Here is a 13873-nt window from a genome sequence, read left to right on the forward strand (position 1 = left end):
CGTGAAGTGGGGTCTCAGCGAGTGTCCGAGGGGGGACTTGAACCCCCACGCCCGATAAAGGGCACTAGCACCTCAAGCTAGCGCGTCTGCCATTCCGCCACCCGGACAAGGTGTCTGTCGCGCGGGGTTCCCCCCGTGGCGACGAAGGAAACATTACCAGGCTTTCCGGGGTGACCGATCACCCCCTGTCGCCGCGTGAACGGTGTGTGACGGGCCCGGACCGGTCTTGGGGCGCGACGCGTCGGGGAGGGAGGATGAGGGATGACCACCAGCAGGAACAGTGGGAGGTAGCACCGTGAGCGGGACGGGCAGGACAGAGACGGCCAAGGGCGTCACCGGCGAGGACGAGGTCGTGGACCTCTGTCGCGAGCTCATCCAGATCGACACCAGCAACTTCGGCGACCACTCGGGACCGGGTGAACGCAAGGCCGCCGAGTACGTCGCCGAGAAGCTCGCCGAGGTGGGTCTGGAGCCGCAGATCTTCGAGTCGCACAAGGGGCGTGCCTCCACCGTGGCGCGCATCGAGGGCGAGGACCGGTCCCGGCCGGCGCTGCTCATCCACGGCCACACCGACGTCGTACCGGCCAACGCGGCGGACTGGACCCATCACCCGTTCTCGGGCGAGATCGCGGACGGGTGCGTGTGGGGCCGGGGCGCGGTCGACATGAAGGACATGGACGCGATGACCCTCGCGGTGGTCCGTGACCGGCTGCGCACCGGCCGCAAGCCCCCGCGCGACATCGTCCTGGCCTTCCTCGCGGACGAGGAGGCGGGCGGCACGTGGGGCGCGCGGCACCTCGTGGACAAGCACCCCGGCCTGTTCGAGGGCGTGACGGAGGCGATCGGCGAGGTCGGCGGGTTCTCCTTCACCGTCAACGAGAACCTGCGGCTGTATCTCGTCGAGACCGCCCAGAAGGGCATGCACTGGATGAAGCTGACCGTCGACGGCACCGCCGGACACGGTTCGATGATCCACAAGGACAACGCGATCACCGAGCTGTCGGAGGCCGTCGGACGCCTCGGCCGGCACAAGTTCCCCGTCCGGGTCACCAAGACGCTCCGGCACTTCCTCGACGAACTCGGCGACGCGCTGGGCACCGAGCTCGACCCCGAGAACATGGACGCGACGCTCGCCAAGCTCGGCGGTATCGCCAAGCTGATCGGCGCCTCGCTGCAGAACACCGCCAACCCGACCCAGCTGGGCGCCGGCTACAAGGTCAACGTCATCCCGGGCCAGGCCACCGCGCACGTCGACGCCCGGTACCTGCCCGGCTACGAGGAGGAGTTCCTCGCCGACCTGGACCGCATCCTCGGCCCGAACGTGAAGCGCGAGGACGTGCACGCGGACAAGGCTCTGGAGACCTCCTTCGACGGGGCGCTCGTGGACGCCATGCAGACCGCGCTGGTCGCCGAGGACCCGATCGCCCGGGCCGTGCCCTACATGCTCTCGGCGGGCACCGACGCCAAGTCCTTCGCGGACCTCGGCATCCGCTGCTTCGGCTTCGCGCCGCTGAAGCTGCCGCCGGAACTGGACTTCGCGGGCATGTTCCACGGTGTTGACGAAAGGGTGCCGGTCGACGCGCTGAAGTTCGGGGTGCGTGTGCTCGACCGTTTCATCGGGGCATCCTGAATCCCGCGCCGGGCCAGTGTTCCCGGGGGTTCTCCCGGGTTCCCAACCCCCTTGAATCCGCCCGGAATTACCTGATTGAACGACACTCCAACAATCGTCCGCATGTGCGTGGGTGACTGAGAAGAGTGAATGCGCTCATAGGGTCGTAGCCCTAATGCCCCCTCCTCGTTACTGGTGATGCGGTCCGCTACTCGGGATCGCATTGCCAACAAGGAGAAAATAATGATCAAGAAGATCGTCGCCGCTGCGGCTGCCACTGGTGGTCTGGTTCTCGCGGGTGCGGGCCTGGCCGTCGCCGACGCGGGTGCCCAGGGTGCTGCCGTGCACTCCCCGGGTGTCCTGTCCGGCAACGTCGTCCAGGTTCCCGTTCACGTCCCGGTGAACGTCTGCGGCAACACGATCTCCGTGATCGGGCTGCTGAACCCCGCCTTCGGCAACACCTGCGTCAACAACTGATGCTGCACCTCACCTCGTGAGGTTCTGACTCCCAGTGAGTCTGAGCCTGTCGGCCCCGGAACGCTTTCTGCGCTCCGGGGCCGACAGGTCGTTCCGGAAGGTTCACGACACATCATGTGAAGGCAGGGATGCAGCAATGCGAGAGGTCACCCGCAAGGGTCTGATGACCGTGGCGGCCGCGACAGGCGTGATGGCCGCCGCCGGCGGCGCCCAGGCACACGCGGACTCGGGTGCGAACGGCGCCGCCTCCAACTCACCCGGCGTGCTGTCCGGCAACACGGTGAGTGCGCCGGTGAGCGTGCCGGTCAACGCCTGCGGCAACACCGTGAGCGGCGTCGGCCTGCTCAATCCGGCGATGGGCAACAAGTGCTCCAACGGCGGAGGCGGCGGCAAGGGCGGCGGCGTCCACGCCTCGCCGGGCGGACACGGCAACCAGGGCCAGCACGGCAACCAGGGAGGTCACGGCAACCAGGGAGGGCACGGCTCGTCCGGCGGGTACGACGACGGCGGCTACGGCGGGCACGGCTCGTCCGGTGGCTACGGCACCCCCGGTGGCTACGGCGGTCACGACGGATATGGCGGCCAGGGCGGGTACGGCGGTTACGGCGACTCGGGCGCCCCGGGTGGCTTCGGGTACCCGGGCGGCCCCGGCGGCTCCGGTGACTGGGCCGACTGGCACGGCTGGGAGGGTGCGTACGCTGGCGGATACGCCACCGACTCCCCGGGTGTCGGTTCCGGCAACCAGGTGGAGGCCCCGGTCGACGCACCGGTGAACCTCTGCGGCAACACCGTCGACGTCGTGGGTCTGCTCAACCCGGCGATGGGCAACGACTGCTCGACCACCGGGCACGACTCGGGCGGCGGCCACCCGGCGCCGCCTCCCGAGACCGGACCCGGCTACGGCGAGGAGGCCCCGCCTCCGGGCTACGGGGAGGAGACTCCGCCCCCGGCCGGTCCGAGCGGCCCCGAGCAGCCCGGACACCCGCCGCAGCAGCCCCAGCAGCCGCCGCACCAGCCGGAGAGCCCCCAGCTGCCGGGTGGCCCCGCGCAGCCGGGAACCCCGGGCACCCCCGAGGTCCCGGTCACTCCCCACCTCCCGGGGACGCCGCAGACGCCGGGAAAGCCGCAGCAGCCCAGCACCCCGGAGCATCCGGCGACCCCGCACCACCCGGGAACCCCGGCCCAGCCGGCCCCTCCCGCCAGGCCGGCGTCGCCGCTCGCACCGCCCAGCACCTCGCACGGTGTGACGCCTCCGGCCGGCCCCTCGTACGTCGACCAGAGCGGTGGACCGGCCGTTCCGCAGCCCCGGGCCGCGGCGCAGCTCGCGCACACCGGCGGTGACCTGCCGCTGGGCGTCGCCCTGCCGGTGGGCGCGGGCATGCTGCTCGCGGGCACCGTGCTCTACCGCAAGTCACGCCCCTCGGCGTAGACCCGTACGGAAATCCGATAATGCCAAAATTCCGTACGAACGGGATGAACGCGCCGCACGGTCACCCGGCGGCGTACTGAACGGAGCGGGCCCCGCAGACGCGGGGCCCGCTCCGTTTTCGCGGCGTCATCTCACCACGTGGCCCGCACCTGGCGGATGATCCGCCGGCGCAACCGGACCCTGCGGCTGCCGTCACGCAGCAGGCTCAGGCGGTCCAACTCCCAGTGTCCGTACTCGGCATGGTCGGTGAGCAGACGTGTGGCCTCCTTGCGGGTGACCCCGCGTGGTACGTACACGTCGACAAATTCGTATTCCGGCATCGCATCTATTGTGCGGGCAGAGGCCCGGTACGGATAGCGTCTGCTCTATGTCTGATGCTGCGCAGCCCACCGCTGCCGAGGTACGCGCCGCCGCCGAGGCGGTCAAGACCGCGCTCGACCGCCACCTGGCGGCGGTCGAACGCCGGTCGGGGGAGGACGACCCCGATGTCTATGAGGCGTTCAACCAGCTGGCCGCTGCCGCCGAGGTGTACGACGAGCTGCTCTACGACCGATATGACGAGGTCACCCCCTTCGAGATCCCGGGTACGGACGACGCACTGCCGCCGTACGCGGGCCCTGAGGAGCCGAACGCGCTGAGTGTGCTCATCCGCCGCGACTACGCCGTGGTGGAGCCGCAACGGCTGCTGGCGCAGGCGCAGCGGGTGGAGGCCGTGGACGACGACGGCACGGGCGCCGAGGCCTCGGGGACGGTGCACGGGGCGCTCGGGATCCTGTTCGGCGAGTTCGAGCCGGACGAGATCGCCTCCCGGCACAAGGAGTTCGGCCTTGAGGAGGCCGACTCCACGTTGTGGGTGACGGCCGCGGACGAGCCGGCCGACCCCGGCGAGTGGCTGGAGGCCCCCTTCGACCAGGTCGACGCGGAGCGGGTGGTCTGCCGTTTCGACGTCAGCGCGGTCTTCGACGACGACGCCGACGACGTCATCGAGGACGACGACCTGCTGGAGGACGAACTCGATCCCGACCTGGTGGCAGCGGGTCTGGACGAGGACGAGGACCTGGAACCACTGGACGCCGATCGCCTGCGCTAGCAGGCTGACGACCGGCGACCGGCGACCGGCGACCGGCGACCGGCGATCAGCGATCGGCGATCGGATGTCCCGAGAGCGGCTGTCGGGGGAGGCAGTACTTCCCCCGGCAGCCGCTCTCGTCCGTCCTGGTCCGGCCGCCTGCTCAGGCGGCAGACGGTACCTGGGCCCGGAGCAGTCCCGGCAGCCGCGTCGTACGGGCCTTCGCCGGGACCTCCGCGACCGCGCGGGCCAGGGCCTGGTCCACGCCGTGCACCACGGAGAGGTGACGCTCCGCGCGGCCGAAGGCCGTGTAGACCCAGGGGCGGGTCAGTGCCGGAGCCGCGTCCCCTGGCAGCACCACGACGGTGGCCGGCCAGTGCAGCCCGACCGCCTGGTGCGCGGTGATCGCCCACCCGTGCCGCACGCTCAGCTCGACCCGCTCCTTCGGTACGACGACGGGGGCGCCGCCGCATTCCAGGTGCAGCCCGTCCGCGTCGGCCTTGACGACCTGCCCGGGTACCGTCCGTCCCGGCGCGGGGGAGTAGGCGATCCGGTCGCCCGGGTCGAAGCCGCCGAAGCGGCCCGGGCCGGGGTTCAGCCGCTCCTTGAGGGCGGAGTTGAGCGCGCGCGTGCCCACCGCGCCGCCATGCCCCGGTGTGATCACCTGGGTCTGCTCCGGCGGGACACCGAGCGCCCTGGGCACCGAGTCCGCGACGAGCTGCACGGTCCGGTGCACCGCCTCGCCCGCGTTCCGCACGGGGACGATCACGACCTCCTTGCCCGGCGCCTCGACCTGGGTGAGCTCACCGACGGAGACGCCCGAGACGAGTTCGCCGATCGGGCCGGGATCCGGCGTGCGAGAGACGATGTGCGGGCACGCGCGTGCGGCGAGCAGGTCGGCGAAGACCCGCCCAGGCCCGGCTGACCACAGCACCGCCGGATCACCGCTCAGCACCAGCCTGGCACCGTCGGGCAGCGACTCCACGACCATTGCCGCGCTCTCCACGTCGAGCTGCGGCGCGTCCAGCACGACCAGCAGATCGACTTCGAACGCCCCCTCGGCGTCCCGCCCGGGCCCCTCGGCCCCGGCCAGCAGCCCCGCGACGGTGACGACGGACTCCGGCCCCCACTCCGGGACCGCGTCGGAGGCGTTCTCGGGCGTGAGAAGTGCCGCGAAACGGCGGCGCCCGTCCGGCGTGTGGGCCGCCGCACAGACCCGCAGGCCCAGCGAACGGGCCGCGGCGACGAGAGCGGCCGGTTCGGCACGCGCCGCGTCCCCGCCGGTGTGCAGCACGAGCCCGTGCCCGGCGACGGCACGGATCAGCTCGGCCGCGGAACCGGAGCCCGCCGCTCCGGCCGACGACTCCCAGTCCTCGGACCCCTCCTTGGGCAGCGAGTTGACGATCCGGGCGAGTCCGTCGGCAAGGCTCTCCTCGGCGAGCGCGTACCGCTCCAGCCCGATGAGCACGCGGACAGGGCGTTCGGCGGCTCCGCCGTCCTCTCCGTCCTCGCCGTCGGTGTCGTCCACGGTGTTCTGCCGGTCCGCAGCGGGCCCGGCGGCCTCCTCGACCGCGTCCTGGAACTCCAGGGCCTCGCCCTCCGCGACCGCGCTCTGCACGGCGGCGTCCGGGTCGGGCACGCCGCGCTGGACGAGTGCGGCGGTGAGGGCGGAGGCGTCCAGCACCGTGTGTCCGGCCAGGGCCGCCTGCTCCAGCAGCCACACCGTGAGCGCCCGGCCCCGCCGCTCGTCGTCCGGACCGCACCCGGCGCCGAGCAACGCCCGCGCGAACCCGTCGGCCTGCTCGGGGCGCACCCCGGCGACCCGGAGCAACTGCCAGGGATCCGTGCGCAGTTGTCCGTCCGCTCCGTCACCCAGTGCCGAGACGACCTGTGGCGCGAGGGTGTCGGGAGCGGTCCCTTCGGTCAGTACGCCCCGCACGGCCTCTACGGCCTCCGGCGAGAACACCCCCGCGGTGTCGCCGACGACGGGCGCCGCGGGCCGGGGTTGCCGCGCGGGAACGGCCGAGGAGGAGGCGACGGAGGGGGAGGGGGAGACCGAGGGGCGTGCGGCAGGGGCCCCGGACCCGGACGCCGGCCGGGACTCCGGTGCGCGGAAGGCGATGGCCGCCGCGGGCTTCTCCCCGCTCTCCACGGCCCGGACGGCCGCCATCAGGTCGGCGGCCGTGCCGCTGAGCTTGGTGCCGCTCGCGATCGGACCCTGTTTCTCGGCCTTGCGCCGCTCGATCTTCTCCCGGAGTTCCCGCTGCGCGGCCAGCTCGGCCTCGGCCTCGGACAACTGCGCGGAGACGACACCGCCGGTGTCGGCGGATCCGGCGGTCTCGGCCGACGGAGCGTCCGCCAGGTCCTGGGCGGCCTCCTCGGGGGCGCCCGGGGTCCCCGGCTCGGCTTCCTCCGTGGTGTCGGGCTCCGTGGTCACAGCGTGCTCCAGTCGTGATCGGGATAGCGGTGCACAGGCGCCGACACGTCGTCGAGCGCCCGGCAGATCTCGTCAGGAAGACTAAGGGTCTCCACTGACAACGCGGCCGTGAGCTGCTGCGCGTTGCGCGCGCCGACGATGGGGGCGGCCACACCGGGCCGGTCACGGATCCAGGCGAGCGCCACCTGCAGAGGCGTCACCGCCAGTCCGTCCGCCGCCGTCTGTACCGCGTCCACGATGCGGCTCGCCGTGTCGTCGAGATACGGCGCGACGAAGGGCGCCAGATGCTCAGAGGCGCCCCGGGAGTCCGCCGGGGTCGAGTTGCGGTACTTGCCGGTGAGGACGCCGCGGCCGAGCGGCGAGGAGGGCAGCAGTCCGACGCCCAGGTCGAGTGCGGCGGGCAGCACCTCGCGTTCTATGCCGCGCTGGAGCAGCGAGTACTCCAACTGCGTGCTGGACAGCCGCGTACGTATGCCCGGTGCCGCGAGCTGCCAGGTCGCCGCCTTGGCGAGCTGCCAGCCGCAGAAGTTGGAGACGCCGGCGTATCGGGCGCGTCCGCTGCTGACGGCGAGGTCGAGGGCCTGGAGGGTCTCCTCAAGGGGGGTGTCGGGGTCGTAGGCGTGGATGTGCCAGACGTCGACGTAGTCCGTGCCGAGGCGGGTGAGGGAGGCGTCGAGGGCGGAGAGGAGGTGGCCGCGGGAGCCGTCGACGCGGCGGTCGGGGTCGGGGACGCTGCCCGCCTTGGTCGAGATGACCAGGTCGCGGCGCGGCACGAGCCCTTCCATGAGCTGCCCGAGCAGATACTCGGCCTCTCCGTCGCCGTACACGTCCGCGGTGTCGACGAGGGTTCCGCCCGCTTCCCAGAACGCCTTCAACAGGGCCGCGGCGTCATGCTCGTCGGTGTCCCGACCCCATGTCAGGGTGCCGAGTCCGATCCGGGACACGCGCAGGCCGGTACGGCCGAGATGCCTCTGCTCCATGAACGCCGAGATTACTGGCCAGAACTCACCAAGTGGGTTGCCTGTGGACAACGGTTTCCCCGCCCCCGCCGCCCCTGTCCGTCCCATCCCCGGGGGATGCCGCCCCCGGACCCCCGCTACGGCCCTGAACGGGCCTTGTCCAGCGCGACCAGAGGGGGCTGGGGGCACGGCACCCAGGGTCCCAAACTCCGGGGCGGCGAGATCCACGCCCCATCGCCGCCGGGGGCTGACGCGCTAGTGTCGGTCGTACAAGGGACGTTACTGATCGGTAAGGGGAATCGGCCATGCAGCTCGGGATCAACCTCGGCTACTGGGGCGCCGGAATGGACGCGGACAATCTGGCCGTCGCGCAGGAGGCCGACCGCCTCGGATACGCCGTCTGCTGGGCCGCCGAGGCCTACGGTTCGGACGCGGCCACCGTGCTGACCTGGGTCGCCGCCCAGACGGAGCGCATCGACGTCGGCTCGGCCATCTTCCAGATTCCGGCCCGCCAGCCCGCGATGACCGCGATGACCGCCGCGACACTGGACTCGCTCTCCGGCGGGCGGTTCCGGCTCGGTCTCGGTGTCTCCGGGCCGCAGGTCTCCGAGGGCTGGTACGGCGTCAAGTTCGACAAGCCGCTCTCCCGGACCCGCGAGTACGTGGAGATCGTACGCAAGGCGATGAGCCGTGAGCGGCTCTCCCACGACGGTGAGCACTGGACGCTGCCGCTGCCCGGCGGCCCCGGCAAGCCCATCAAGCTGACCGTGCACCCCGAGCGCGAGCACATCCCGCTCTACATCGCCGCGATCGGCCCCAAGAACCTCGAACAGACCGGCGAGATCGCCGACGGCGCGCTGCTCATCTTCCCGTCCGCCGCGCACATCGAGGACACCGCCATCCAGTACCTGCGCGCGGGGCGTGAGAAGGCCGGCAAGACCCTCGAAGGGTTCGACGTCTGCCCGACGCTGCCGCTCGCCGTCGGCGACGACAAGGACGTGGCGACACTCGCCGACACCTTCCGGCCGTACACCGCCCTGTACGTGGGCGGCATGGGCAGCCGTAAGCAGAACTTCTACAACCAGCTCGCCCAGCGCATGGGGTACGAGAAGGAAGCCGCCGAGATCCAGGACAAGTACCTGTCCGGCGACAAGGAGGGCGCCGCGGCGGCCATTCCGCACGACCTGATCGACCAGACGACGCTGCTCGGCTCGGTGGACCGGATCGCCGACCGGATGCGGGCCTACGCCGCGGCCGGTGTCACCACGCTCACCCTCGCCCCGGCCGGCTTCACGCTGGACGAGCGGCTCGCCTCGCTCCGGGCGGGCACCGACGCCCTGGAGCGCGCCGGACTCGCGTAGGGGACGCAGCCGGCAGAGGCGGAGAAGTTCCGCGGCCGTGGTGGGGGCTCGGGGGTCTTCCCCGCCACGGCCGTCACGGAGCACAACGCGTCGCGGACGCGGCGGTTACGGCTCCCACGGCCTGCGGACACTCGTACTTACGTCCTGAAGCGCAGCTGCTGGTCCTTCTTTCGGCGGAGTTGCACGGCGCAGCTGTTGCAGTGTCCCCGGCACCGCATTTGACTCGGTGTCCGACACGTTCTTCCGCGTTCTTCCACGTTCTTCGCGGAACGCCGCAGATCTGCGAGAGGTGCCTCTGATGCTTTCGGCCCGGAGCCTGTTCCAGGAGATCCTCGACAACGACGATTCCTTCCGCCTCTTCTGCTCCATCGCGGCCGGCGGGGAGTCCCAGGGCGGCTGGGAGAACGCCCGGATCGCCGCGCTCGTCCCGGCGAGCGAACGCGCGCTCGCGCCCAGGATCAGCCGCCACGGCGCGGACGAGGACAAGCACGGGCGGATCTTCAACGCCCTCATGAAGAAGCGCGGCCTCCAGCCCGTCGACGTCCCGGCCGACACCGACTACACGATGCTGCTGGAACGGCGGGGCATCGGTCTCCCGCACGAGAAGCTCAGGAGCGACGAACCGCTGACCGTGCGGGACATCGTCACCTACCTCTCCCACAGCCGCGTCACCGAGCAGCGCGCCTCCGAGGAGATGGAACTGCTGCGCAGGCATTTCGGCGACCACCCCGACCTCGGCCGCGCGGTGCGGATGATCTCCCGCGACGAGGACAACCACCTCGCCTACTGCCACGAGGAACTCCTGCGCCTCGCGGCGGCCGGCCATGGCCGTGCCATCCAGCGGACGCTGCGCGAGTGCGCGCTCGCCGAGATCCTTGTCTACCGGGACGTCAGCCTCGCGGTCATGGCCCACATGGGGCGCGTCCTGGGCTGGCCGAGGCCCAAGGCGGCGCTCCTCGCGGCGGGCATCCACGCGGTGTACGTCTACGAGCGCGCCGTCGGCTGGCGCCGCATGGTCTCCCTGCGGATGCCCGAGCGGCGCGACGCGCTGGGCGGTCCGGCGCCCATGTCACCCGAGTTCGCCTGAGCCGTGCCGCCCGAGGGAGGCACGGCACCGCGGCAGTACGGCACCGCGGCAGGACGGTGGCCGTGCTACAGCCAGCCCCGGCGTTTGAACATCCGGTACAGCAGGACCTCCACCACGGCCATCGCCGCGATCAGCGCCGGGTAGGACCACACCCAGCGGAGTTCCGGCATGTGGTCGAAGTTCATGCCGTAGATCCCCGCGACCATCGTGGGAAAGGCCGCCATGGCGGCGAACGCGGAGATCTTCCGCATGTCGTCGTTCTGCCGGACGCTCATCTGCGCGAGGTGGGCCGACAGGACGTCGGAGACCAGCCGGTCCAGGCCCTCCACGGACTCGTTCACGCGCGTGAGGTGGTCGCTGACGTCCCGGAAGAAGGGCTCGGCCTTCTCGTGGACGAAGGGCACGCGGGTGCCGAAGAGGCCCGTGCCCGAGAGTCTGCCGAGTGGTGCCGCCAGCGGGCCGGTGGCGCGGCGGAACTCCAGGATCTGCCGTTTGAAGGTGTAGATGCGCGACGCCGTGTGGCGCGAGCCCCCGTCGGACGGTGAGAACACCTCCGCCTCCAGCTCCTCCAGGTCGGTGCCCAGCTCGTCCGCCACTTCCACGTAGTGGTCGACGACGGCGTCGGCGATCGTGTAGAGCACCGCCGTGGGGCCGTGGCGCAGCATCTCCGGCTCCGCCTCCAGCCGGTGCCGTACGGCCGCGAGGGGCGCCTCCTCGCCGTGCCGCACGGTCACCACGAAGGAGTCGCCGATGAAGACCATGATCTCGCCGGAGGAGACGATGTCGGCGTTCGGCTCGTACCCGACCGGTTTGAGCACCATGAACAGCGAGTCGTCGTACACCTCCAACTTCGGCCGCTGATGCGCCTTGAGGGCGTCCTCGACGGCCAGGGGGTGCAGTCCGAACTCCCGCGTGACCTGCTCGAACTCCTTCTCGGTGGGCTCGTGCAGGCCGACCCAGACGAACGAGTCCCCGACGTCGTCCGCGCGGCACTCGTCGAGGGCGTCGGAGAAGTCCGCGGGCTTCTCGGTCCGGCGTCCGTCACGGTAGATGGCGCAGTCGACGATCACGATGCGCATTCTCCCGCCGCCCGGCCGGAAAAGCACCCCGGCCTCGCTCCGGGTGCCCTGCGCCTACCCTGGGCGGCATGCCCACGCTGATCCTCGTCCGGCACGGACGTTCCACCGCCAACACCTCTGGAGTGCTCGCCGGCCGCACACCCGGCGTCGCCCTCGACGAGCGGGGCGTCGCGCAGGCCGCCGCGCTGCCCGGGCGCCTCGCCGAGCTGCCGATCTCCGAGATCGTCACCAGCCCGCTCCAGCGCTGCCAGGAGACGGTCCGGCCCCTTCTCGGAGCCAGGCCGGAACTGCGCCCGCACACCGAGGAGCGGATCTCGGAGTGCGACTACGGGGACTGGTCCGGGCGCAAGCTCGCCGAGCTGACGGACGAACCCCTGATGCAGGTCGTCCAGGCCCATCCGACGGCCGCCGCCTTCCCCGGCGGCGAGTCCATGCGGGCCATGCAGACACGCGCGGCCGAAGCCGTACGTGAGTGGAACGCGCGCGTGGAGGCCGATCACGGCGCCGACGCCGTCTACCTCATGTGCTCGCACGGCGACATCATCAAGTCCCTCGTCGCGGACGCGCTCGGGCTTCATCTCGACCTCTTTCAACGGGTGTCCGTAGAACCGTGTTCCATCACCGCGATCCGTTACACCCGCCTCAGGCCGTTTCTCGTCCGTCTCGGGGACACCGGCGACTTCGCCTCCCTGGTGCCGCGCGAGGAAGCCCCGGGCGAGGAAGCCGCGGTCGGGGGTGGTGCGGGCGCACCGTGATCGTCGGCCGCAGTAGGGTGAAGCGGTCGCGGTAGCGCCGCGGACGCCGAAAATCATTCGATTCAAATCATTCGATTCAATGGAGACAGGACGTGTCCCGTCAGGTGTTCCTCTACGACCCGCCGGACCGTTTCGTGGCCGGCACGGTCGGACTGCCCGGGCGCCGTACGTTCTTCCTCCAGGCCACCGCCGGCCCCCGGGTGACCAGTGTGGCCCTGGAGAAGACCCAGGTCGCCGCGCTCGCCGAACGCATGGACGAACTGCTCGACGAGGTCGTACGCCGTAGCGGGGGCAACGCCGCCGTCCCGGCCGTCGCTCCCACCGAGGTGTCCGACACCCGCCCCCTCGACACCCCTGTCGAGGAGGAGTTCCGGGTCGGCACCATGGCGCTCGCCTGGGACGGCGACGAGCAGCGCATGATCGTCGAGGCGCAGGCACTGGTGGAACTGGACGCAGAGTCCGAGGAGGACCTCGTCGAGGCCGAGGAGCGGCTCCTCCAGGACGAGGAGAACGGCCCCCCTATGCTGCGCGTCCGGCTCACCGGCGCGCAGGCCCGCGCCTTCGCCAGGCGCGCCCTCGACGTCGTCAACGCCGGCCGGCCGCCGTGCCCCCTGTGCAGCCTCCCGCTCGACCCGGAAGGACACGTATGTCCGCGCCAGAACGGATACCGCCGCGGAGCGTGACGGCCACCCGCACGCCCGCCGAACAACTTGCCGAACTGCTCGCCGAGGGTGAACTGACCGTACGCGGGCGGATCAGCGAGGCGTCGAACGCGGCGCTGTACTGCACGGTCTCGTACGAGGGGCAGGAGGCCGCCTGCATCTACAAACCGGTGGCCGGTGAGCGGCCCCTGTGGGACTTCCCCGACGGGACCCTGGCCGAGCGCGAGCTGGCGGCGTTCGAGGTCTCCGAGGCGACCGGCTGGGGGCTCGTACCGCCGACCGTGCTGCGCGACGGGCCGTACGGCGAGGGGATGTGCCAGCTGTGGATCGAGGCGGAGCCGGAGTCGGACGACGGCGGCCGGCTGCTCGCGCTCGTCGACGGTGAGGAACCCGGGCCCGGGTGGAAGGCGATCGCCTTCGCCGAGGTGGGCGAGGGAAGGACGGCGCTGCTCGTGCACGCCGACGACGAACGGCTGCGGCGGCTGGCCGTCCTCGACGCCGTGATCAACAACGCGGACCGCAAGGGCGGGCATCTGCTGCCGGCCGACGGGGGGCGGCTGTACGGGATCGACCACGGGGTCACCTTCAACGCCGAGAACAAGTTGCGGACGTTGTTGTGGGGGTGGGCCGGGGAGCCCCTGACGCCGGAGGCGGTCGACGTCCTGACCGGGCTGAAGGGCGCCCTGGGCGAGGGCGGAGCGCTGGCCGTGCGGCTGGCGGAGCTGGTCACCGGCGACGAGGTGGAGGCCACGCGCCTGCGTGTGGACGCGCTGCTGGAGTCCGGGAAGCATCCGGAGCCCAGCGGGGAGTGGCCGGCGATCCCGTGGCCGCCCGTGTAAGGGTGCGCGGAGGGTCGCCGCGGGCGTCCCGTGGCCCTGTCTGCACATGGGGAGGAATCTCACAAGACCCTCTTCCCGGCCATCCGGACCCGGTCCGGCTCGTATACGGA

13 protein-coding genes and 1 tRNA gene are annotated in these 13873 nt (G+C 71.4%); 9 read left to right on the plus strand and 5 right to left on the minus strand.

The features are described from left to right. Positions 1-22: 22 nt before the first annotated feature. Positions 23-107 (minus strand) — tRNA-Leu (locus OG595_RS34810). 188 nt (positions 108-295) lie between these two features. Between OG595_RS34810 and OG595_RS34815 the strand changes: the two genes are divergently transcribed. The 3 genes from OG595_RS34815 (at position 296) to OG595_RS34825 (ending at position 3515) form a co-directional block, all read left to right on the plus strand. Continuing rightward, positions 296-1630, plus strand: a complete 1335-nt coding sequence (locus OG595_RS34815) for a M20/M25/M40 family metallo-hydrolase (RefSeq protein WP_329279064.1) — start codon at positions 296-298, stop codon at positions 1628-1630. 222 nt (positions 1631-1852) lie between these two features. Next, positions 1853-2086 (plus strand): chaplin ChpH, encoded by a 234-nt coding sequence (chpH, locus tag OG595_RS34820; RefSeq protein ID WP_189146388.1) that lies wholly within the window; start codon positions 1853-1855, stop codon positions 2084-2086. A gap of 136 nt (positions 2087-2222) precedes the next feature. Continuing rightward, positions 2223-3515, plus strand: coding sequence for a chaplin (locus OG595_RS34825; protein WP_329279066.1), 1293 nt, complete (start codon positions 2223-2225; stop codon positions 3513-3515). A gap of 131 nt (positions 3516-3646) precedes the next feature. Here OG595_RS34825 and OG595_RS34830 read toward each other — a convergent pair whose 3' ends face one another. After that, complete coding sequence (locus OG595_RS34830; RefSeq protein ID WP_018549191.1) at positions 3647-3835, minus strand: DUF5703 family protein; 189 nt, start codon at positions 3833-3835, stop codon at positions 3647-3649. Between the two features lie 47 nt (positions 3836-3882). Here OG595_RS34830 and OG595_RS34835 point away from each other — a divergent pair, with 47 nt between their 5' ends. Beyond that, positions 3883-4605 carry a hypothetical protein gene (locus OG595_RS34835; protein WP_329279068.1) on the plus strand — a complete coding sequence of 241 codons (723 nt, stop codon included), beginning with the start codon at positions 3883-3885 and terminating at the stop codon, positions 4603-4605. 142 nt (positions 4606-4747) lie between these two features. On the opposite strand, the gene OG595_RS34840 is transcribed toward OG595_RS34835, so the two are convergent. Together OG595_RS34840 and OG595_RS34845 are read right to left on the minus strand one after the other, a co-directional pair. Next, positions 4748-7021 carry a helix-hairpin-helix domain-containing protein gene (locus OG595_RS34840; protein WP_329279070.1) on the minus strand — a complete coding sequence of 758 codons (2274 nt, stop codon included), beginning with the start codon at positions 7019-7021 and terminating at the stop codon, positions 4748-4750. After that, entirely contained in the window at positions 7018-8001 is a 984-nt protein-coding gene (locus OG595_RS34845) for an aldo/keto reductase (protein ID WP_329279072.1), read from the minus strand. The genes OG595_RS34840 and OG595_RS34845 overlap by 4 nt, the downstream gene beginning before the upstream one ends. 284 nt (positions 8002-8285) lie before the next feature. On the opposite strand from OG595_RS34845, the gene OG595_RS34850 reads away from it, so the two are divergent. Both OG595_RS34850 and OG595_RS34855 read left to right on the plus strand, forming a co-directional pair. Then, positions 8286-9341 carry an LLM class F420-dependent oxidoreductase gene (locus tag OG595_RS34850; protein WP_329279073.1) on the plus strand — a complete coding sequence of 352 codons (1056 nt, stop codon included), beginning with the start codon at positions 8286-8288 and terminating at the stop codon, positions 9339-9341. Positions 9342-9639: 298 nt separating this feature from the next. Then, entirely contained in the window at positions 9640-10428 is a 789-nt protein-coding gene (locus OG595_RS34855) for a ferritin-like domain-containing protein (protein ID WP_329279075.1), read from the plus strand. A 65-nt stretch (positions 10429-10493) separates the two neighbouring features. On the opposite strand, the gene corA is transcribed toward OG595_RS34855, so the two are convergent. After that, entirely contained in the window at positions 10494-11498 is a 1005-nt protein-coding gene (corA, locus tag OG595_RS34860) for a magnesium/cobalt transporter CorA (RefSeq protein ID WP_329283453.1), read from the minus strand. 77 nt (positions 11499-11575) lie between these two features. Between corA and OG595_RS34865 the strand changes: the two genes are divergently transcribed. The 3 genes from OG595_RS34865 (at position 11576) to OG595_RS34875 (ending at position 13763) form a co-directional block, all read left to right on the plus strand. After that, positions 11576-12262: a histidine phosphatase family protein gene (locus OG595_RS34865; RefSeq protein ID WP_329279077.1), complete on the plus strand. Its 687-nt coding sequence runs from the start codon at positions 11576-11578 to the stop codon at positions 12260-12262. Between the two features lie 92 nt (positions 12263-12354). Next, entirely contained in the window at positions 12355-12945 is a 591-nt protein-coding gene (locus OG595_RS34870; protein WP_329279079.1) for a DUF3090 domain-containing protein, read from the plus strand. Then, positions 12909-13763 carry an SCO1664 family protein gene (locus OG595_RS34875; RefSeq protein WP_329279081.1) on the plus strand — a complete coding sequence of 285 codons (855 nt, stop codon included), beginning with the start codon at positions 12909-12911 and terminating at the stop codon, positions 13761-13763. Before OG595_RS34870 ends, OG595_RS34875 begins: the two co-directional genes overlap by 37 nt. The last annotated feature ends 110 nt before the right edge of the window (positions 13764-13873 follow it).

It is taken from the genome of Streptomyces sp. NBC_01451 (genome assembly GCF_036227485.1).
GTDB lineage: Bacteria > Actinomycetota > Actinomycetes > Streptomycetales > Streptomycetaceae > Streptomyces.